The sequence below is a fragment of the Roseococcus sp. genome (assembly GCF_965227005.1).
GTDB lineage: Bacteria > Pseudomonadota > Alphaproteobacteria > Acetobacterales > Acetobacteraceae > Roseococcus.
The window spans coordinates 14474-34982 of record NZ_CBDDFJ010000006.1; the positions used below are offsets into that span (position 1 = coordinate 14474).

Sequence of the window (20509 nt, forward strand, 5' to 3'; positions counted from 1 at the left end):
CGATGCGCGTCTATTACGATCGTGATGCCGATGTGAACCTGATCAAGGCGAAGAAGGTCGCCGTGATCGGCTTCGGCAGCCAGGGCCATGCCCATGCCATGAACATGCGCGACAGCGGCGTGAACGATGTCGTCATCGGCCTGCGCCCCGGCCCTTCGGCGAAGAAGGCCGAGGCCGCCGGCTTCAAGGTCCTCTCGCCCGCCGAGGCGGCCAAGTGGGCCGACCTCGTCATGGTGCTGACCCCCGACGAAGGCCAGGGCGACCTGTACCGCGAGTCGCTGGACGCCAACATGAAGCCCGGCGCCGCGCTGGCCTTCGCGCACGGCCTGAACGTCCACTTCAACCTGCTCGACCCGCGCTCGGACATCGACGTGTTCATGATCGCGCCGAAGGGCCCCGGCCACACGGTGCGCGGCGAATACCAGAAGGGCGGCGGCGTGCCCTGCCTCGTGGCCGTTCACCAGAACCCCTCGGGCAATGCGCTCGAGATCGCGCTCTCCTACGCCTCGGCCATTGGCGGCGGGCGCTCGGGCGTCATCGAGACGACCTTCAAGGAAGAGTGCGAGACCGATCTCTTCGGCGAGCAGGCGGTTCTCTGCGGCGGCCTGGTCGAGCTGATCAAGGCTGGCTTCGAGACGCTGGTCGAGGCGGGCTATGCCCCCGAGATGGCCTATTTCGAGTGCCTGCACGAAGTGAAGCTGATCGTCGACCTCATCTATGAGGGCGGTATCGCCAATATGAACTACTCGATCTCCAACACGGCCGAGTACGGCGAGTACGTGACGGGCCCGCGCATCATTACCTCGGAGACCAAGGCCGAGATGAAGCGCGTCCTGAACGACATTCAGTCCGGCAAGTTCGCCCGCGACTGGATGCTCGAGAACAAGGTGAACCAGGCGTCCTTCAAGGCCACCCGCCGCCGCCTGGCCGAGCACCCGATCGAGGAAGTGGGCGCGAAGCTCCGCGGCATGATGCCCTGGATCACCAAGGGCGCCCTGGTCGACAAGGCCAAGAACTAAGCTTCCGACGCTACCGCCGCGGGGTTGATGAAACCCCGCGGCGTCTGCCGCATTGAGCCGGAATCCCGGAACCCCCGCCGGGTCGGGAATCCAGATAATGCGGCTCTTCAAATGCCAGGATTGCGGCCAGGTGCTGCACTTCGAGAACACCGCCTGCGTCCAATGCGGCGGCGTTCTGGGCTATCTGCCGGAAGCCAATGCGCTCTCCGCGCTCGACCTCACGGACCAGCAGGGCGAATACATCGCCAAGGCCGAGCCCAGCCGGAACTACCGCTTCTGCGACAATGTGGGGCTCGATGCCTGCAACTGGCTCGTCCCGGCCGGCGCCGAGGAGCGCTACTGCCTCGCCTGCCGGCACAACCGCACCATCCCCGACATCTCCGGCCCGCTGAACAAGGGGCGGTGGCAGAAGATCGAAGTGGCCAAGCGGCGCAGCTTTTACAGCTTCATCCGGCTCGGCCTGCCGCTGGCCAATCGCGGCGACGACCCGGTCGCGGGCCTCGCCTTCGACTTCCTGGCCGACGCGCCCGAGGTCGGCCAGCAGGTGATGACCGGCCATGACAACGGGCTGATCACCCTGGCCCTCATCGAGGCCGACGACGCCGAGCGCGTGAAGCGCCGCAGCGCGATGGGCGAGCCCTATCGCACGCTGCTCGGCCATTTCCGTCATGAATCGGGCCATTACTTCTGGGACCGCCTGGTGCGCGACGGCGGCCGGCTGGAGGAATGCCGCGCCATCTTCGGCGATGACAGCCTTGACTATGGCGAGGCCCTGCAGCGCCACTACAACGAGGGCCCGCCCGCCGACTGGCAGGAAAGCTTCGTCACCACCTACGCGACGGCCCATCCCTGGGAGGATTTCGCCGAGAGCTGGGCGCATTACCTGCACATCGTCGACACGCTGGAGATGGCGCGTTCGCTCGGCCTCGAGATCGCGCCCCGCGCCGACCAGACCGGCGGCCTCTCGACCGAGGTGGATTTCGACCCCTATCGCAGCACGGATATCGGCGCGGTGATGGATGCCTGGGTGCCGCTGACGGTGGCGGTGAACAGCCTCAACCGCAGCATGGGCATCCCCGACCTCTATCCCTTCGTGATCTCCAAGCCGGTCGAGGCGAAACTCGCCTTCATCCAGTCGCTTACGCACGGGCAATTGCCGAGGCCCTGAAACGAAGAAGGCCGCCGGGTTGCCCCGACGGCCTGTGGAAGTGCGATCCGTGGAAGGATCAGGCGCGCGGGCTGCGCGCCGGCATCGCCGAACCCTGCACCTGGACCTGCACCACGTCCGGGTCGGCATTGGGCATCAGGCGGGCGTTCATCACGCGGATGCGGCCACGGCTCACGCCGCGCTCGGTCAGCGCCATGCGGATGGTCTGGGTCCGCTCGCGCGCCATCGGCATGTCCTCGCGGCTGGAATAGCTGGTGATGCGCACGGGCGTGCCCGGATTGGCCATCAGCCGGTCGAGCACGGGGCCGAGCTCGGCGCGGGCCATCGGCGTCAGCACGCTGGAGGCGGCATCAAAGCGGACGGCGGCGACACGGCCATCGCCGGTCGGTGCGGCGGGCGCGGGGATGACAGGGGCGGCGACCGTCGCGGGGCGGGGCGGCGGAGGCGGCTCGCTGGCACAGGCGGCGAGAAGCGCGACGGCCGAGAAAGCGCCGAGCAGGGGCTTGAGCATCATGGCGTTGTCCTTTGGGGAAGGCTTTGTTGCAAAACCCCAACACGCCAGCGGAGGCAAGGTTACATTGTCTTGGAGAATTCGCAGGCGGCCGTCCCGAAGGACGGCCGCCTGCCAATCTTCAGCGCTGGCCGCGGTCGACTTCGACCATGACGCGGCGGCTCTCGATGCCGTTCGCGCCCATCACGGGGCCGCGATAGAGAATGCGGATGCGGCTGCGCGCGACCTGGTTCTCGATCAGGAAATCGGCCACGAGCCGCGCCCGCAGGCGCGAGAGGGCCACGTTCGCCTCGCGCGTGCCGCGCGGATCGGCATAGCCGACCACCAGGATGCGGACGCGCGGATGCTCCTTGGCGAGCTTCGCGGCGTCGCGCAGCGCGGCCTCGGCGGACTCGTCCAGCGCGGCGGACCAGGGGGTGAAGAAGATCGGCAGGGCGCGGTTGCCCTCGACCGAGAGGGATTCCGGCGCCGGGGCGGCCGCGACCGGCGCCGGCGGCGCGACGACGACGGGCGCCGGGGCCGGCACTTCGGCGCAGGCCGCCATGGCAAGGAGGGCCGCGCCGAGTGCGAGGCGGGTCATTGAAGCGGTCATGCGCGTCTCCTGGGAGTCGTTGAATTACCGTCGTTGTGCCGCGCGGCAAGGTATATGTCACGGCGTCGATCGGGCCGGGGTACGAAGAAATACACATGATTTGGAATGGGAAATCCGGCCGCTGGATCTGGGCGGCCTGCGCCCTCCTTCTGGCCGTCCCGTCCAGGGCCCAGGATCCCGGCGAGGCCCTGCTGGGCGCCATCGCCGCGCGGGACCCCGCGGCGGTGACGGCCGCCTTCGCCGCCGGCGCGCGGCCGGACCGTCCGGCCCGGCGCCCGCCCGCCTTCGCGCTGGTCGATGCCCTCTCCGCCACGCCGGACGCGCCCACCCGCGCCACCGTCCACGCCTTCGCCGAGGCCGCGGCGGCGGCGGGCTTCCGGCCGGATGCGCCGATCGCGGGACCGATGGGCAACAGCGCCGGCTCGCTCGCCACGCGCCTCGCCGCCTTGCCCGACGAGCGCGTGCTGTTCCTGCGCCTCGTCGGGCTGACCCTGCCCGAGCGCCGCTGCGCCCTGCTGGGCCAGCTCATCTTCGACCGCGAAGGGGGGAATTTCGCGGCCGCGACCGAAATGCTGCCCCTGATCCCGCCGGAGCTCGTGGCCACGCCCGCCTGCGCGCTGCCCTTCACCTTGCTGGCCAACCCCGCCCGCCGCCCGCCGCCCGAGCTGATCGAGGCCATGCTGGCCGCCGGCATGCGCCCCTATCCCGACGCGCTGGCGGCTCTCATCCGCCAGCTTCCGCCCGGTGAGGACGGCGAGGGCGCCTTCCGCCGCCTCGCCGCGCTCGACCTCGGCGCGATGGCCAGTGAATCCCGCGACGGCGCGCGGCTCCGCCTGCCGGTGCTGGCGCAGCTCGGCGAGGACGTGCTGGCCGGGCGCGCCGCCCGCGCGGAGCCCCTGCTCGGACGCTGGAGCGCGCTGGTCGAGGCCGCGCCCGACGCCCTTGTCTGCGCCGTCCTGCCGGGCCAGGCGGTTCGCGGCTGGGTCTCGCCGGAACGCCCCGAGGCGGCCTGGATGGAGGCGCTGCGCGGCACCACCCGGGCGCTGCTCCTCCGCTGCCCGGCGCGGGCCTTCGACGAGGCCCTGGCCGAAGCCACGGGCGACCGGCTCTGGACGCGCGTTCTCGAGCTCGGCGAGCGCCAGACCTTCCGCCTGCTGCTCGCGGCCGGATTGCGCCCCGTCGGGCTCGCGGAACTGGCGGGAAGCCTGGCCTGCGCCGCCGATCCGCGCCCGCTCCAGGCACTGCTGGAGGCGACCGGCCCCGGCGGTCCGGAGCTGCTGGTGCGCTTCATGGCCTGCCTCGGCGGGATCGAGGCGGCGCGCGAGGGCGACATCGACACGCTGGGCCTGGTCCTGGCCGATGGCCCGGCCGATGCGCCGGTGGTGGGCGACGCGCCCATCGCCATCGCCGCCGGGCTCGACCGGCCCGACATCGTGGACGTGCTCGCCGATCATGGCGCCGCGCGGGCGACGCTGGAGCCGGCACGCCTCGCCTTCTGGCGCCACCGCCGCCTCGCCGCTTTGGCGCGGACGGAGCGGCCGGTCCTGCCCTGGGAAAAGGAGCCCGACCGCGTGCCGCCCACGCCAGAGCTGATGAGCCTCGCGCCCGGGCTTGGCGCTTGGCTCGTTCACGGCGCCTGCACGGAGGGCAATTGCGGCCAGGCCGTCGCGGTCCGCGACGGGCGCGGCTACCGCCTCGTCCTGGAGGATGCGGGCTACGGCTTCCGGCTGGACCGCGCCGTGGGGACACGGGCGCGCGACGTGCTGATCGAATCCCGCACCGGCGCGGCCCATACCCTCACGACCTGGCGGTATGACGGCCGGGTCTATCGCCGCTTCCGCTGCCGCGAGACGGTGACCGAGGAGGACGAGGCCGGCGCGACGCGCCAGCGCGTGACCGAGGAGGCCTGCGGGGAATAGCCGGCCGGCTTCTATTCCGCGATTCGCTCGATGCGGTTCGCCTCCACCACCTCGCGCCAGCGCGCGATCTCGCTGCGGACATGGGCGACGAAGCGCTCCGGCGGGCCGCCCTCGGGCCTGGTGCCGAGGTCGCGCAGCCGCGCCTGCACCACCTCGTCGGCCAGGGCCATGTTGAGGAGCGTGTTCAGCCGGGCCACCACATTCGGCGGCGTGCCGCGCGGCGCCATATAGCCGAACCAGGGCTCGATGACGGCGTTCGGCATGCCGGATTCCTCCAGCGTCGGGACATCGGGCAAGGCCGGATCGCGCGTCGAGCCGCTGACCGCGAGCGCGCGCAACTGCCCGCCGCGGATGCCGCCGATCAGCGTGGGCGTGTTCTCGAACATCATCTGCGTGTCGCCGGCCATCACCGCCTGCATGCCCGGCGCGCCGCCGCGGAAGGGCACGTGGACCATGTGCAGGCCCAGCCGCCCGTTGATGAATTCCGGCAGCAGGTGGTTGGAGCTGCCGAAGCCCGAGGAGGAATAGCTCACCTGGCGGCCGGGCTGCTTGGCCCAGGCGACGAACTCCTGGAAGGTCCGCGCCGGATGGTCGGGCCGCACGACCAGCGCGTTCATCACGCTGCCGCTCCAGAAGACGGGCACGAGGTCGCGCTCGATGTCGAAGGGCATGCGCGCATAGATCGCCGCGTTGATCGCGCAATTGCCGATGGTGCAGGCGCCGAGCGTGTAGCCGTCGGGCGCGGACTGCGCGGCGGCGGCCATGCCGATATTGCCGTTGGCGCCGGAGCGGTTCTCGATGACCCAGCGGTGGGGCAGGTCGCGGCTGGCGCGCTCGGCCAGGACGCGGGCGATGAGGTCGGTGGCGCCCCCGGGCGGGAAGGGGAGGATGATGCGGACCGGCCGGTCGGGCTGCCATTCCTGCGCGAAAGCCGGGATGCAAGGCAGCAGCGCGCAGAGCGCGAGAGCAAGTCGAAGCATGGTTTCCTCCAGGTTTTGCGGCAGCTTGGCCGCAAATCTCACGGCCCGTCCATCTTTGCGATGCACTTGATCCGGACCAATCCAGCGGCTAAAGCTTTCGCCATGGCGAAGCACACCGCAATTTCTGCGATGTCCGCCGGGCTCTGCGGAACCCGGATGCTGTCGCTCGCCCTCCTTTCGCTTCGACTTTCCCGCCCCTGGGTGTGACGCCGGCCGTCTGAGGCCTGCACCGCTCAGGGGACCCCGCTTGCGGGGATTTGCACCGGGAAAACACCGAACAAACGCGAACGCGCCCAAAGGGACCACCATGAGCATCGACCATCCCTCCTTCGGCAAGCTGGACAGCGGCCGCATCATCATCTTCGACACGACCCTGCGCGACGGCGAGCAGTCGCCCGGCTTCTCCATGAATCTCGATGAGAAGCTGCGCATGGCCGAGGCCCTGCACGACCTCGGCGCGGATGTGCTGGAAGCCGGCTTCGCCATCGCCAGCCCCGGCGACTTCGCCAGCGTGGAATCGATCGCCAAGCGCTTCGCCAAGGACGGCCCGGTCATCGCGAGCCTGTCGCGCGCCAACAAGGCGGACATCCTGGCCTCGGCCGAGGCCACCAAGCACGCCGCCCGCCCGCGCATTCACATCGTGCTGGCCACCTCGGACCTGCACATGCGCGTGAAGCTGCGCATGACGCGCGAGGACGTGCTGGAGCGCATCACCGAGAGCGTGAAGCTCGCCCGCGACCATGCCGCCGACGTGGAATGGTCGGCCGAGGACGGCTCGCGCTCGGATCTCGATTTCCTGTGCCGCTGCGTGGACACGGCCATCAAGGCGGGCGCCACCACGATCAACATCCCCGACACCGTCGGCTATTCGCTGCCGGCCGATATGGGGCTGATCTTCTCGACGCTGATGAACAAGGTGCCGGACGCCGACAAGGTCATCTTCTCCGCGCACAATCACAACGACCTGGGCCTGGCCGTCGCCAACACCATCGCCGCCATCCAGGCCGGCGCGCGGCAGATCGAGTGCACCATCAACGGCATCGGCGAGCGCGCGGGCAATGCCGCGCTCGAGGAAATCGCGATGGCGCTGCGCACCCGCCAGGACGCGCTGAAGATGCACACCGGCATCCAGAACAAGCGGATCCTGCGCACCTCAAAGCTGCTGGCCACCATCACCGGCTTCGACGTGCAGCCCAACAAGGCGATCGTGGGCCGCAACGCCTTCGCGCATGAGAGCGGCATCCATCAGGACGGCGTGCTGAAGGACGCCTCCACCTACGAGATCATGACGCCGGAGAGCGTGGGCTGGACCACGAACTCCATCATCCTGGGCAAGCATTCCGGCCGCGCGGCCTTCCGCGACCGGTTGAAGACCCTGGGCTACGAGGTCGGCGACAATCAGCTGAACGACGCCTTCAAGCGCTTCAAGGATTTGGCCGACCGCAAGAAGGTCGTCTACGACGAGGACATCGCCGCCCTGGTCGATGACGAGGTCGGCCGTGCGCATGAGCGCATCAAGCTGACGGGCATGACGGTCGCGACCGGCATGGGCACCCGCCCGATGGCCACTGTGATCCTGGATGTGGATGGCAAGGCGGTCGAGGGCATGTCGGGCGGCGACGGCGCGGTGGATGCGACCTTCAACGCCCTGCGCGCGGCCTTCCCCCATGAGAGCAATCTCAAGCTCTATGCCGTGCAGAGCGTGACCGGCGGCACCGATGCCCAGGCGCGCGTGACCGTGCGCATCGAGGAGGACGGCAAGCTCGTGGACGGGCAGGGGGCGGACACCGACACGATCGTCGCTTCCGCGCGGGCCTATGTGCATGCGTTGAACAAGCTGCTCGTGAAGCGCGAGCGGACCGAGCCGCCGGCCGTCACCGCGGCGGAGTGAGAAATCCCGGAGCCTTCCCTGGCTCTCCTGTCGTGATTCACGCCTGGGATTTTGACCAGGCGTGAACCACGGCTGGGATGGCCGAGATCACCGGGATGACGACGCTGGGCGGCGGGCTGGCATGCCCGGTAGGCCCTTTCCCCGCTCAGGGCTCCTCGGGCGCGCCTGAGCGCAGCATCGCGCGGAGCCGGTTCGCCTGCTCGTTCGACCAGCCGAGGTCCCGCGCCGGATCGAAGAAGCGCAGGTCGGGCGTGTAGAGGAGATAGGCCATGGCCTCATTGGCCATCAGCTCCCCCTGCTTCTCGTCATAGCCCTCGCCACCGAGGTAGCGGCGCATGTCGGCACGCTCCGTCTCGCTGAATCCGCGCTCCCAGATCCGCATCACATGGGCCGCGAAGAAGGGCAGAGTGAAGAACTGCCCGTGCCCCAGCTCGTGGCGCAGGATCGCGAAACGCATGCCCGCATCGACATGCGCGCCGACAGCCGGGATGGTGAGGATCGCCGCATCGCGCGAGCGGTCCACCCGCCGCGCCAGTTCCACCTGCTCCTGAACCCAGCGCTCCAGCGGATTGAGCGTCACGTGGTCGCGCTCGGCCTGCTCGAAGAAGCGCGCGAGATCCGAGGCGCGGTAGTTGTGGCCGGAATACCAGGTCGCGGCCGTGCGGCCATCGGCGGTGATCGCGCCGGCCAGGGCCTCGTCGCCCAGCACGCGGTCGCGCGGGGCGCGCGCCTTTTCCAGCAGCGCGGCCATGCGGTTCATGGCGCGGCCCTGCAGCTCCAAACTGGGGAAATCGAGCACCCAGACCAGCGGATTGGACGCCCAGCGCAGGGCCATCGGCTCGGCCGTGCGGTTGGCCAGAATCTCGGCGGTGGAGAACTCTGCCGGACCCTCCGCCGGAGCCGGCGGCTCGGACGGCGGGCGGGCCGGCGGCAGCTCGGCCACGGGCGGCGTCGCGCCCTCGCGGCGCAGCCACCACCATCCGCCGCCGGCACCCGCGATTCCCGCCGCGCCCAGGCCGATCCAAAGGCCGGTCAGGCGGCGTCGCGAAACCGGGAGGGGAGGCGGCGACGGTGACGCACCGCCCGGCGCGGCCGCCCGCGGCAGGCGTATGGTGTCGTCATCGTCGTGCATGCTCTTTGATCCTCACGCCCCGGTCGGTGAGGCCGGTCGATGGGCGGCGCCATTGCGCGGCGCCGCCGGCGCGGTTCAGCCGCCCATGTTCACGACCTGGACGCGCCGGTTCCGGGATTCGGGGGACTGGTCCGGCGTCGGCACGAGTAGCTGGCTCTCGCCCATGCCGACGGGCACGAGGCGATCGGGCGTCACGCGGAACTGGCTGCGCAGGAATTCGGCGACGGCCTCGGCGCGATGCTGGGAGAGCGACATGTTCATGCCGGCATCGCCCACCGTGTCCGTATGGCCCTCGATGCGGAAGCGGAAGGGCGCGAGTTCCGGCGAGCTCAGCGCGCGGCCCAGCGAGGCGAGCGAGGCCTTGGCGGCGGGGGACAGCGTGGCCGAGCCCGAGGCGAAGTTCACCGTGATGGAGACGGCCGCGACGCCGGCCGGGGCGGTGGTGGTGGGCTGCGGCGGCGGGCGGTTCACGGCGACGCTGGGCGGCTTGCCGTCCTGGGCGGCGCGGCTCGGCGGGGATTGCGGTGCCGCGGGCGTCAGCGAGGGCGGCGGGGCGGTGACGGTGCCCGTGTCGCTGCCCGGCATGCGGATTCCGCGCGTCTGGTTTTCCGTGGGGCGCAGGCGCTCGATGAGCCGGCGCGCGGCGGGGTCGTCCTGGGCTTGCGCGGGGGCGGCGAAGGGCAGGGCTGTCGCGCCGATGAGGGCGGCGGTGGCGTAAAGGATCACTCTCGACATGATGGGCTTCTCCTGGATGGGTCGCCGTGCGGCGGACGGCCCGGAATGGGGATTTAGCCTAAAGAACCAGCAGATCGCGGCGAAGTCATGCACAGATTTGTCGCATGCGCCGCGCAGGGCCTACGGCAGGTGCAAAGGCGTCAGAGGATGCCGAAGCGCCTCCACACCGGGATGCGCTCCGACCAGCGCTCCTCGATGATCTCGGCCGCACGTTCCTGGCTCTCCGGGCTCAGCCCGGGCTGGAGCTGGCGCGCGAGGCTCGCGGGATCCTCCGGATCGGCCCCTTGCAGCAGGGCGGCGACCAAGGCGAGATCCAGCGCCGTGGCGGGCACGCCGCCCGCCGCGACCGGCGAGGCCAAAGCGAAGTGGCCCGAGCCCTCGCCCTGGGGGGCGTGGATGGCGGCGGCGGCGATGTTGAAGCGCGTCGCGGCCTGGCCGGTGATCGGCGGTCGGAACATCGGCAGCACGAGGTCCGTGCCGACCAGCAAGGCCAGGATCTCGGCCGGATGCATCGTCTGGTCCGCCCGCCGGCGCAGCGCGCCGAGCGGCTGTGGGCCCTCCGCGAGGGCCGTGGCGATCGCCTCCCAGGCCGGTTGCGGCACGGCGGCGCGGCCCGAACCGGTGGCCAGGACGGGGCTTTCCTCGGGGATGGGCGCCTGGGCGCCGAGCAGGATCGCATCCAGCGCCTGCACCGGATCGACGTGACGCCCGCCGCGGATGAAGACATCCGCCCGGAAGGCGCGCGGCAGGCAGACGTCCTTGAGGAATTCGCGCGGCGGGCCCGGCGGCAGCTTGCGCATGACCTCGAGCTGGGCGGCATCGCAGACCAGCTCGGGCACCGCCTCGAAGAGGTTGGAGCTGCCCACGAAGTCCAGCTTGGCCGGACCCAGCGCCGCGCAAAGGTCCTCGAAGAAGACCGGCCGCCAGTGCGAGGTCAGGAATTCATGCGCGACGAAGCCCGGCGCCAGTACCGGCGGGTCGGCCAGCAGGCGGCGGCGCATGGGGCTGTCGCGCAGCGGCAGATGCTCGGCCATGCCGCGCAGCCGCTCGACGGCCAGGGCTGCGGCGGCCTCGGCCTGGCCCGGCAGCGTGCCGACCGGCCCGGCGAGGTGGCGCAGCAGCCGCTGCAGCGCGAGGTCCACGCCCGCGGCCGGTAGGGCGTTGTAGCCGAGATAGGCCAGGCCCCCCGGCTTCAGCCGGCGCGCCAGCAGCCGCACGATGCCCGCCCGCACCTCGTCCGACACCCAGGACCAGACGCCATGGATCATCACCACGTCCAGCGGGGGGATGCGCTCCAGCCCGGCCTCGTCCAGGGCGGCCAGATCGGCCTCCAGGAAGAGCGTGTTGCCGAGCCCCGCGCGGGCGGCCGTCTGCATCGCCTCGGCGACATGCGCGGGGTTGTGGTCGATGCCGATCACCGTCCAGTCGGGATTGGCGGCGGCCATGGTATTGGCCGCATAGCCGCGCCCGCAGCCGATATCGGCGATGGTCATGTGGCTGCGGGGCTGCCAGTCGACGCCGGCGGCCGCGCAGACCATGGCCATGTGCGCGGGGGTCTGCGCCGCCTGCCAGGCGATGTCGTAGGTGCTGCCGGCAACGTAGCCGTGGGACCAGTCTGCCATGGTCAGATGATCCCGAACTGGCGCCAGAAGGCCGGGCGCTCGCGCAGGAGCTCCTCGACCAGCTCTGTGCCGGTCTGCAGGCCCTCGCCCTCGAAGCCGGGCAGGATGCGGGCGGCGATCACGGCCGGGTCCGGCAGCTCGGGCCCCGCCATCTCGGGCTGAACCGCGACGGCGAGCTCGATCCAGGTGCAGGCGATGCCGCCGGCCGCGACCGGGGAGGCCATGGCGAATTGCCCTCCTCGGCGCCCCTCCACGGCATAGGTCTCGGCGACGATGCGGTTGAAGCGCTGCGTCACCTCGCTGGGGCCGACATCGCGCAGGAAGGGCAGGACGTAGCCGGCCCCGCCCAGCAGGGTGAGCAACTCGGCGGCATTGGGATTGCGGCCCTTGGGCAGGCTGCGCAGGCGGCCGAGGCTCTGCGGCCCCTCCTTCAGCGCGGCGGCGATGGGCTCCCAAAGCTCCGCATCCAGCTCGGCGGTGCCGACCGGCACGGCGACCTTCGGGCTCGCCTCGGGCAGGGTCCGGCAGGCGGCCAGCATGATACGATCGAGGGCCGCGACCGGGTCCGTGCGGCGCAGGCCGCGCACGAAGACGTCGCGGCGGAAGGGGCGCTGCAGCACGAGATCGGCCAGGAACTCGCGCGCCGGGCCCATGGGCAGGGTGTCGTAGATCGCGCGCTGCTCGGGCGAGAAGATCACGTCGGGCACGTTCTCGTGGAAGCCGGCGCTGCCCACGAAGTCGAGCTTGGCGGGAGCGAGGTCGGCGCAGAGGTCCTCGAAGAAGACGGGGCGCCAATGCGCGGTCAGGAATTCATGCGACAGATAGGCCGCGTCGAGCTTGAGCTCGTCCGAGCAGATCCGGTTCAGCATGCCGGTCGGCGGCAGGTTGGCGGGCTTGCTCTCATAGAGCGCGCGGATCGTCGGGATGGCGGCATGCGCCTTCTCCGGCGAGGTGCCGAGCGGCTGGAGCGCGGCCAGGTGCCGGAACAGCCGCTGCAGCGCCATATCCGCGCCGAAGCCGGGCAGCGCGTTGTAGCCGATGTAGCAGAGACCGCCCGGCTTCAGCCGGCGCGACAGCAGCCGCACGATGCCGGCCCGCACCGGATCGGCCACCCAGGTCCAGACGCCGTGCAGCGTCACCATGTCGAGTTCGGGGAGCTGGTCGATCTCGGCGTCCGTCATCTCCGCGAGGTCGGCCTCGACGAAGGTGGCGTTGCCGACCTGCGCGCGCTCGGCCAGCGAGGCCGCCTCCGCGATATGGGCGGGGTTGTAGTCGAGGCCGATGACCGACCAGCCGGGATTGGCGGCCGCCAGCGCATTGACGGTATAGCCGCGCCCGCAGCCGATATCGGCGATGGTCATGCGCCCGGTGGGCTGCCAGTCCACGCCCATCATGGCGCAGATCATCGCGAGATTCCCCGGCGCCTGCGCCGCCTGATAGGCGAAGGTGTAGGGGCTGTCCGCGACATAGCCATGGGCCCAGGAGGTCATTCGGCGTTCCTTGCTCGGGGACGTTTGCTAGATCGGGGGTGGGCGGAGATAGGCGTCGTGGGCCGGCGCCCGGCGGGGCCTGGAGGCGCCCATCCAGGAGGTGAGGCCCAGGCGTCCGCCACCCAGCCCGGTGGTGGTGGCGGGCACCGCGCTGGCGGCCAGGATGGGATTCAGCACGAAATCCTGCTCGGGCCCCACGAAGAGCCGCGTCAGCCCACAGATCTGCTCGAAGAGCGGCTCGCCGGGCAGCAGCCGCGCGAAGGATTCGGCGTCGAGCGGGCCGAGCCGGATGATGAAGCGCGCCTGCGGATCCCAGACCTGGGCGCCGACCGCCGCATCCACGCCCAGGCGCCCATGCACCACGCCCACGCGCGACTGCTCGCTGACCGGCAGGCGCAGCCAGCCGCCGGCGAACTCCTCGATCTCGACCTCGGCGCCGGCCTCTTCCGCGAGCATGGCGCGCAGGCGCTCGGCGCTGCGGGTGCGGGCGGAAAGGTGGCCGGCATGGTAGCGCAGGCTCTCCGCCGGCACGGCCAGGCGGCCGGTGAGGCCGGGCGTCCCCATGCCGATCGCCGCGTCCAGGGCGCGCCGGGCGGGGGCGGAATCGCGCGCGGGGCGGTACTTTGCGCCGGCGCGAACCCACATGCCGGTGAAGCGGCGGGCCAGCATGTCCAGGAAGGCCTGCAAGGCGCGGTTGCGGTTGCGCAGCTCCGCGCCGGCCGTTGCGGTGTAATGCCGCGGCAGCGTGCCGCCCGGACCGATCAGCCCGAAGAGCGGCGAGGTGAGCCGACCCGTCTTGGGATCGGCCGCCGTCACCTCGGCGAGCGGCAAGGCGAGGCGCGCGACGCTCGCATAGGGCAGGTCCACCGCATCGCGCTCGCGGGCGATGACGAAGGCGGCCTGGTCGAAGTCGAAGCGCTCGGGATGGGCCTCCAGCGTGGCCATCGGGCTCGGGGCGCGCGGGCCGGGCGGGACGGGCAGCGCCTGGGCCGGTTGCTCCAGCACATCCGTATCCGGGGCGGCGATCGCGACCGGATGCTCGTCCTCAGGCGTTGCCTCTTCCGGCGCAACCTCGACCGGCGGCGGCGTGACCGGCGGCGCCACGACCGGGGCGACCCGCCGCACGATCATCGTCGCGTCGGGATCTTCCTCCTCGGCGCTCACAGCAGCACGCGCGTCCCGCTGCGCGGCGTCCAGCTCGCGACCGGCGTGGCGCGGCCGCGCAGATAGGCCCGGGTGCGGACGAAGCCGTTGACCGAGACCTGCAGCGCCAGGAAGCGCTCCAGCACCGCGCCGAGCAGATAGAGCCCGCCCGAGCTCCAGGCCTGGGGGTCGAAGGTCAGCGAGACCTCCAGCCCCCGCACGAAGACGCCGGGCCGCTGGCCGGGGATGCGTGCCACGCCCGGGCCGGACGACACCGAGACCAAAGCGGCGATGGCCGTCCGGCTCTCGGGCGTGTCGCGCAGGTCGTGGAGGCGCAGCATCTCGCGCAGCGCCACGGCGGCGCTCTCGCCGCCCATCACGCCGAGGTGGTTCAGCGCCAGATGCGAGACCAGCCGCCAGGCGCCGCGCTCGCCCAAGGGCGGACGCAGCGTCGAGGTCGGCGCGGAGAGGCATTCCGCCCCGGCCGCGGGGCAGGTGGGCTCGGCGATGCGCAGGCGCGGCTGGCCGCCGCCGAAGGGCAGCAGCTCGGGCAGGTCGCGGTTGCAGCAGGTGGCGTTGATCGTGAGCACGCCATCGGCCGGGGCATCGGGGTCGAAGTTCAGGTCGCGCAGCATCAGCCGCGTCTCGGTGCCGGTCAGCGAGGCGGGGGCGGGGCCGCGCATCGCGATCCATTGCATCGGCGCGGCGTCCTCCTCGGTCGCGCCGTCGCGGGCCAGGCGTTGGAAGGGCAGGACGGCGCGGCGCGCGCCATCGGGGCGGCTCTCGCGCACCTCGTCGATGCTGTGGATTTCCAGCGCGGCAGGGCGCCGCGCATCGGGAATCACCAGCCAGTCGGACTGCGTGCCGTCCATCGGGATGGGCTCGCAGCGCTGGCGGAAGAGGTTCACCGCGGGCGTGCAGTGCAGGGCCAGCGCGTCGTTGCCGATGGTCCGCTCCAGCTCGGGCGCGGCGCGGTTGAGATAGACGAAGATCTCCAGCTTGTTGCTCTGCTGGAGCATGGTCCGCGCCTCCAGCCCGTCGATCTCCAGGTAGAGGAACTTCTCGGGGTGGGCGAAGTACTCGGTCAGCAAGCGGTGGCCGTCGAAGGCGCGGCGCGGCCAGGGCAGGGCCGCCTGCTCGCGCTCGAAGCCGAAGGGGCGGATCCGTTCCGGGCCGATCAGCGTCGGCGAGGCGTCGCCAGGCCCGTCGGCCAGGGCGATGCCCACGCAGGCGGTGGCCAGCAGCTCGTGCAGCCCGGCCGCGACCTGCGGCGCGCCGCGCAGATGCAGGCGCAGGGTATCGAGGCCGGTCTCGGCGAAGGTGAGGTCGGGCACCTGGGTGCGCAGGGTGATGCGCAGGCAGGCCGCCGCCCCCGGCGCGCGCGGATTGGCCGGCGCAGCGAGCGGCAGGCCCATGAGCCGCACCGCCTCGATCACGACGGGCCAGAGCGTGACCTCGTGGCAGGTGACGTAGCGCAGCGTCTCGCCGCGCACGGGGTCGGTCTCCAGCGGGGTGTGGCGCGGGGCGATGGCGGGGCCGCGCGCCTCGGGCTTGGGCTGGAGGCGCACGGTGGTCATGCTCGGCACCGGGGCGAGGAGGTGCGGCGAGAGCAGCTCCAGCAGCGCGTCGGTGATCTCGGGCAGCTCGTCCTCGAGCCGCTGCTGCACCCGGCCGCTGAGGAAGGCCACGCCCTCCAGCAGGCGATCCACATGCGGGTCGTCCACCGTGCCGTCGGAGGTGACGCGCAGCCGGCCGGCGACCTTGGGATAGGCCTCGGCGAATTCGCCCGCGAGGCGGCGCAGGGCGGCCAGCTCGCGGTTGTAGAAGGGGAGGAGGCTTTCGCTCATGGCGTCCTGCCCCGGAGCAGGGTGGCGGGGCGCGTCATCATCCGCGTTCCGTCACGACGACTTCGTGGGAGACTGCCTCGATCACCGTCTCGAAGCTGATCGGTTCGGGAATCGGGTCGGTGCGCAGCACGGCATCGACCTTGAGCCGCAGCGTGCGGTCCAGATCATTGCCGGTTTCCCGCAGCCGCACGCGGACCGAGAGCAGCCGCGGCTCGAAACGGCGGATGATGCGCTCCACCTCCAGGGCCAGGGCCTCGCGGCGCTCCAGCAGCGCATAGCCGCCCGAGGTGGCGTCGGGGATGCCGTAGCCCAGCGGCGACATTGCGAGCTCCGGGGTCGTCGTGGGCAGGGGCCAGCGGCGGCGCCGCGCATTGAGCAGCGCCTCCAGGTCGCGGCGAACGGCCGAGCGCAGCGTGTTCAGCGCCTCGGCGGGGGTGGGCGGCTTCTCCTCCTTCGAGCCGGGATCGGCGTCCAGGAGACGGTCGAGCAGCGGCAGCCGGACGCGTTGCGTCGGCCGCGTGCTCGATCCGCGCTCGCCCGTCCCGCTCATCGCATGTCGCTCATGGCGCGAAGCGGATGGCGGCGAGATCGGAGAGGGCGATCGCCTCCTCGCCGATGAGGAAGAGCCGCTGGCCGCGGCCGCGCACGGGGCCGGCCTCCTCGGTCCATTCTGTGACGCGGCCGAGCTTCACGGGGTCGGGCTGGCCGGCCGGCGCGGCATAGGTGGCGGGCATGTAGACCACGCCCTCCGTGCCGTCCTTCAGCTCGATGGTGGTGCGGCGCCAGGCGAGGTCGCGCGGGCGGCGCGGGGCGTCGAAGTCGAGCGCCACGAGGCGCTCTACCGGGACCAGGATGTGCTCGCCATTGGTGGTCAGCACCTCGACCATCGGGGCCAGCAGATCGTCGGCATCGCGGAAGTCGTCGAACTTGATCGTCGTGCCATCGGCCAGATCGGCCTCGCCGGAAATCTTGGGGCGGGATTCCTCGGCGGCGTTCGCTTCGGTCAGCGCCTCCTCGACCGCGCCGGAGCGCGCGAGGACGGCGGCGCGGATGACGGCGGACTGCGCGTCGGTCGCGTCGTCGGAGGAGAATTTCGGCGCGCGCGCCTCGTTCCAGACCTGCTGGCGCACGACCTCCGCGCGCAGCAGCTTGCGGAACTCCAGCACCGCCGGCGAGGGCTCGTCGAGCACGGCGGCATCGAGCATGCGGTCCGCGCGCTCGGCGTCGCCCGCGAAAAGCATGAGCTCGGCGAGGAGCCAGCGCGCGCCGGAATCGCGCGGGGCGGCCTTCACCGCCGCCTGGGCGGCCGCGACCGCCGCCGCCAGATCGCCCGCCTTGAACGCTTCGCCTGCTGTGGCCATGGAATCGTTTCCCTTTTTGTCAGGCCGCGCGCGGCGCGGCGAGGTCGGTGACAAGCCGGAAGGAGGCACCGACCTCGTCCAGCTGGTAATGGGGTTGCAGGTGGATGGTGCAGCCATAGGAGCCCGGGCGGCCCGGCCGGTCGCGCACCTCGACCCGCGCGTCGCGCAGCGGATAGCGGGCGGCGGCGTCGCCCCCGCCCGCCAGGCCGCTCACGTGCCTGTTCAGCCATTGCTGCAGGCGCAGCTCCACCTCGGTCGCGTCGAGGAAGCTGCCGACCATGTCGCGGCCCATCAGCTTCACGATATGCGCGAAGCGCGAGACGCAGAGCACGCTGTTGAGCTGGGCCGAGATGCGCTGATTGGCATCGGCCACCTGCGTCGTCATCTTCGGCGGCTTGTGCAGGCTCGGCACCGCGCCGAAGGAGCCCTCGGGCAGAGAATCGAGGCCGCAGAAGGCGACCATGCCGCCATCGGCCGCCTCGCGCTCCTGGTCGTCGGTCAGGCAGACCTCCAGCGGTGGGCGCGGCGGCGGGCCAGGCGGATCGGCGCGGAAGCGCTCATGCGGCAGCGTCTCCACCACGCCGCCCTGGGCCTCCCAGCCGGGCTCGGCGCCGCGGATCTCGGCGGGCCAGCGATAGCGCGTGAAGGCACGGGCGGCGACGGAGGCCAAAGCGTAGATGGGCGTGGTCCAGACGCGCTGGGACGGGGCGCCGGCCTCCTCGCGATAGCGGAAGCGGTCGACGCGGCTGCCGTCGTCCCGCCAGGAGGCGCGGCCGAGCGTGCGCGGCAGGACCAGCGCCAGGAAGCGGGTGTCGTCGCGGGTGGCGAGGCTGCGCCAGCGCGTACGTTCGGGCGCGCGCAGGATCTCGGTCAGCGAGGTGGTGGTGGCGAGATCATGCCAGTAGTCCAGCCCCATCAGGGCGGGCGAGGCCGGCATCACGATGGGGCAGAAGGCGGCGGCCCCCACGGCGGCGAGCTGGTCGAGCACGCGCACGTCGTCCACGGGATGGCCTTGGGCGGGGCCGGGGCGGATCTCGAAATCGGCGGCCAGCATGCCGTAGGGCTCGCCGCCCGGCGAGCCGAACTCGTCCTCGTAGATGAGGCGGAAGAGGGCGGACTGGTCGAATTCGGCGGCGCGTTCCAGGTCGCGCGCCAGCTCCTGCCAGCGCAGGGGCAGCAGGCGGACCTTCACCAGCCGGTCCTGCACGAAGCCCTCGACGAGCCAGTGCAGCCCGCGCCAGGAGCCTTCCATCCGCGTCAGGCGCGGGTGGTGCAGGACGGCATCGAGCTGACGGGAAATGGCGGCATCGAGCGCCGCGATATCGCGGTCCAGCGCCTCTTCCAGCACGGCCTTGCGGCTCTTCCCGGCGGTGGCGATGGCATGAAGGCGGTCCCGCCCCATCCAGCTTCGCAGGATGGCGGCAGGGTCGCGTTCCATGAGGAAGCCGGCCATCTCCGCCGCGGGCGAGCCCGCGGAGAAGTGGCGTCCGGCGAGGACGACCTCCCTCAGGCCCGCATCCGCGAGCCCTCCGGTGGCCTGTCCCGTCACGGGCGATATGGCGCCAGGCGCCGCCATGTCTCGCCCCTTTCGCTCCCGATCAGGCCTTCTGCGGGATACGCGCGACCATGCGCATGGAGGTGGTGAGCTCCTCCATCTGCAGCCAGGGACGCATATAGGCGACGGCGTTGTAGGAGCCCGGCTTGCCCGGAATCTCCTTCACTTCGACGCGCGCCTCGCGCAGCGGGTACTTCGCGCGGCTTTCCTGGCCGGCGCCCTCGATCGGGTTGACGTAGTTCTGGATCCAGCGGTTCAGCCACTGTTCGCAGTCCGACGCCTCCATGAAGGAGCCGATCTTGTCGCGCGCCATCACCTTCAGGAAGTGAGCGAAGCGGCTGGTCGCCATGATGTAGGGCAGGCGCGCGGAGATCGCCGCATTCGCCGTGGCTTCCGGCCGGTCGTACTTCTTGGGCTTCTGCGTGGTCTGCGCGCCGAAGAAGACCGAGTAGTCGGTGTTCTTGTAGTGGCAGAGCGGCAGGAAGCCGTTGTTGGACAGCTCGGCCTCGCGGCGATCGGTGATGCCGATCTCGGTGGGGCACTTCGCGTCCATGTCGCCGTCATCGGAGGTGAAGACGTGCGTGGGCAGGTTGGTCACCTTGCCGCCGCCCTCGGCGCCGCGGATGGCCGTGCACCAGCCGTACTGGGCGAAGGCGTCGGTCATGCGCGTGGCATGGACGTAGGCCGCGTTCATCCAGCAGTAGTCATTGTGCTCCATCGCCTTGGCGGTGCCGTCGGCATTGTAAGGCGCTTCCTCATAGGCGAACTCGTCGATCGGCTTGGTGTTCGCGCCATAGGGCAGGCGGGCGATCACGCGCGGCAGGACGAGGGTGACGAAGCGGCTGTCCTCGCTGTCGCGGAAGGAGCGCCACTTGGCGTATTCCTGCGTCTCGAAGATCTTCGTGAGGTCGCGCGGCTTGGAGAGCTCGCGATAGTCGGAGAAGCCGAACATGCCCGGGCCGGCGGCGGAGACGAAGGGCGCGAAGCCCGCCGCCGCGACGTTGGACATGAGGCGCAGCGTCTCGACGTCGTCGGGGTGGTTGGTCCACTCGTAGTCGCCGATGAGCGCGCCGTAGGGCTCGCCGCCGGGCGTGCCGAACTCGTTCTCGTAGATCTTCTTGAACAGGCCGCTCTGGTCGAACTCGACGGCGCGCGTGAGGTCGCGGTTGAGCTCGCGCTTGGAGGCCTGCAGCAGGCGGATCTTGAGGCTGGTCCCCGTCTCGCTGTTCATGACGAGGTGGTTGAGACCGCGCCACGAGCCCTCGAGCTTCGTGAACTTCTCATTGTGAATGATCGCGTTGAGCTGCGCCGAAAGCTTGGCGTCGATCTCCGCGATGGCGCGGTTGAAGGTCTGCGTCAGGTTCTTGCTGTAGGTGACGGTGCCCTTCAGCGCTTCCTCGGTCAGGGCCTTGATGAGGTCCTGAGCGCGGTCCTTCTCGGTCTGGCGCGTGGCGCCGATGACCTGGTCGAGGAAGGAGACGCCACCCTCTTCGGTGGTGGTCGTTCCGGCTGCGCCGGGTTCGGTCTGCGTGCCGCTCATCTGC

The 20509-nt window shown here is 71.1% G+C and carries 17 protein-coding genes; 4 read left to right on the forward strand and 13 right to left on the reverse strand.

Going from position 1 to position 20509, the window contains the following annotated elements; genetic code table 11:
- The first annotated feature begins 2 nt into the window (after positions 1-2).
- Together ilvC and ACO057_RS02050 are read left to right on the forward strand one after the other, a co-directional pair.
- A complete protein-coding gene (gene ilvC / locus ACO057_RS02045; protein WP_421988685.1) occupies positions 3-1019 on the forward strand; it encodes a ketol-acid reductoisomerase in 1017 nt (338 codons plus the stop codon).
- A gap of 97 nt (positions 1020-1116) precedes the next feature.
- Positions 1117-2187 carry a zinc-binding metallopeptidase family protein gene (locus ACO057_RS02050; protein ID WP_421988686.1) on the forward strand — a complete coding sequence of 357 codons (1071 nt, stop codon included), beginning with the start codon at positions 1117-1119 and terminating at the stop codon, positions 2185-2187.
- Positions 2188-2245: 58 nt separating this feature from the next.
- Here the strand turns inward: ACO057_RS02050 and ACO057_RS02055 are convergent, their stop codons facing one another.
- Positions 2246-2701 carry a hypothetical protein gene (locus ACO057_RS02055; RefSeq protein ID WP_421988687.1) on the reverse strand — a complete coding sequence of 152 codons (456 nt, stop codon included), beginning with the start codon at positions 2699-2701 and terminating at the stop codon, positions 2246-2248.
- A gap of 118 nt (positions 2702-2819) precedes the next feature.
- Positions 2820-3290, reverse strand: a complete 471-nt coding sequence (locus ACO057_RS02060; RefSeq protein ID WP_421988688.1) for an OmpA family protein — start codon at positions 3288-3290, stop codon at positions 2820-2822.
- Between the two features lie 95 nt (positions 3291-3385).
- Between ACO057_RS02060 and ACO057_RS02065 the strand changes: the two genes are divergently transcribed.
- Positions 3386-5209, forward strand: a complete 1824-nt coding sequence (locus ACO057_RS02065; RefSeq protein ID WP_421988689.1) for a hypothetical protein — start codon at positions 3386-3388, stop codon at positions 5207-5209.
- A gap of 11 nt (positions 5210-5220) precedes the next feature.
- Here the strand turns inward: ACO057_RS02065 and ACO057_RS02070 are convergent, their stop codons facing one another.
- On the reverse strand, positions 5221-6189 hold the full coding sequence (locus ACO057_RS02070) for a Bug family tripartite tricarboxylate transporter substrate binding protein (protein WP_421988690.1): 969 nt from the start codon (positions 6187-6189) through the stop codon (positions 5221-5223).
- 307 nt (positions 6190-6496) lie between these two features.
- Between ACO057_RS02070 and ACO057_RS02075 the strand changes: the two genes are divergently transcribed.
- Positions 6497-8080 carry a 2-isopropylmalate synthase gene (locus tag ACO057_RS02075; protein WP_421988691.1) on the forward strand — a complete coding sequence of 528 codons (1584 nt, stop codon included), beginning with the start codon at positions 6497-6499 and terminating at the stop codon, positions 8078-8080.
- 145 nt (positions 8081-8225) lie between these two features.
- Here ACO057_RS02075 and ACO057_RS02080 read toward each other — a convergent pair whose 3' ends face one another.
- The 10 genes from ACO057_RS02080 to tssC (ACO057_RS02125) form a co-directional block, all read right to left on the reverse strand.
- Positions 8226-9212: a hypothetical protein gene (locus ACO057_RS02080; RefSeq protein WP_421988692.1), complete on the reverse strand. Its 987-nt coding sequence runs from the start codon at positions 9210-9212 to the stop codon at positions 8226-8228.
- A 75-nt stretch (positions 9213-9287) separates the two neighbouring features.
- A complete protein-coding gene (locus tag ACO057_RS02085; protein WP_421988693.1) occupies positions 9288-9947 on the reverse strand; it encodes an OmpA family protein in 660 nt (219 codons plus the stop codon).
- Between the two features lie 140 nt (positions 9948-10087).
- Positions 10088-11569: a class I SAM-dependent methyltransferase gene (locus ACO057_RS02090; RefSeq protein WP_421988694.1), complete on the reverse strand. Its 1482-nt coding sequence runs from the start codon at positions 11567-11569 to the stop codon at positions 10088-10090.
- Between the two features lie 2 nt (positions 11570-11571).
- Positions 11572-13059, reverse strand: coding sequence for a class I SAM-dependent methyltransferase (locus tag ACO057_RS02095; RefSeq protein ID WP_421988695.1), 1488 nt, complete (start codon positions 13057-13059; stop codon positions 11572-11574).
- A gap of 27 nt (positions 13060-13086) precedes the next feature.
- Positions 13087-14223, reverse strand: a complete 1137-nt coding sequence (gene tssG / locus ACO057_RS02100; protein WP_421988696.1) for a type VI secretion system baseplate subunit TssG — start codon at positions 14221-14223, stop codon at positions 13087-13089.
- A complete protein-coding gene (gene tssF, locus ACO057_RS02105) occupies positions 14220-16049 on the reverse strand; it encodes a type VI secretion system baseplate subunit TssF (protein ID WP_421988697.1) in 1830 nt (609 codons plus the stop codon). The genes tssG and tssF overlap by 4 nt, the downstream gene beginning before the upstream one ends.
- A 37-nt stretch (positions 16050-16086) precedes the next feature.
- Positions 16087-16599: a type VI secretion system baseplate subunit TssE gene (gene tssE / locus ACO057_RS02110; protein WP_421988698.1), complete on the reverse strand. Its 513-nt coding sequence runs from the start codon at positions 16597-16599 to the stop codon at positions 16087-16089.
- 10 nt (positions 16600-16609) lie between these two features.
- Positions 16610-17410 (reverse strand): type VI secretion system accessory protein TagJ, encoded by an 801-nt coding sequence (locus tag ACO057_RS02115; RefSeq protein WP_421988699.1) that lies wholly within the window; start codon positions 17408-17410, stop codon positions 16610-16612.
- 19 nt (positions 17411-17429) lie between these two features.
- A complete protein-coding gene (gene tssC / locus ACO057_RS02120; RefSeq protein ID WP_421988700.1) occupies positions 17430-18986 on the reverse strand; it encodes a type VI secretion system contractile sheath large subunit in 1557 nt (518 codons plus the stop codon).
- Positions 18987-19008: 22 nt separating this feature from the next.
- Complete coding sequence (gene tssC, locus ACO057_RS02125) at positions 19009-20505, reverse strand: type VI secretion system contractile sheath large subunit (protein ID WP_421988701.1); 1497 nt, start codon at positions 20503-20505, stop codon at positions 19009-19011.
- Positions 20506-20509 lie beyond the last annotated feature (4 nt).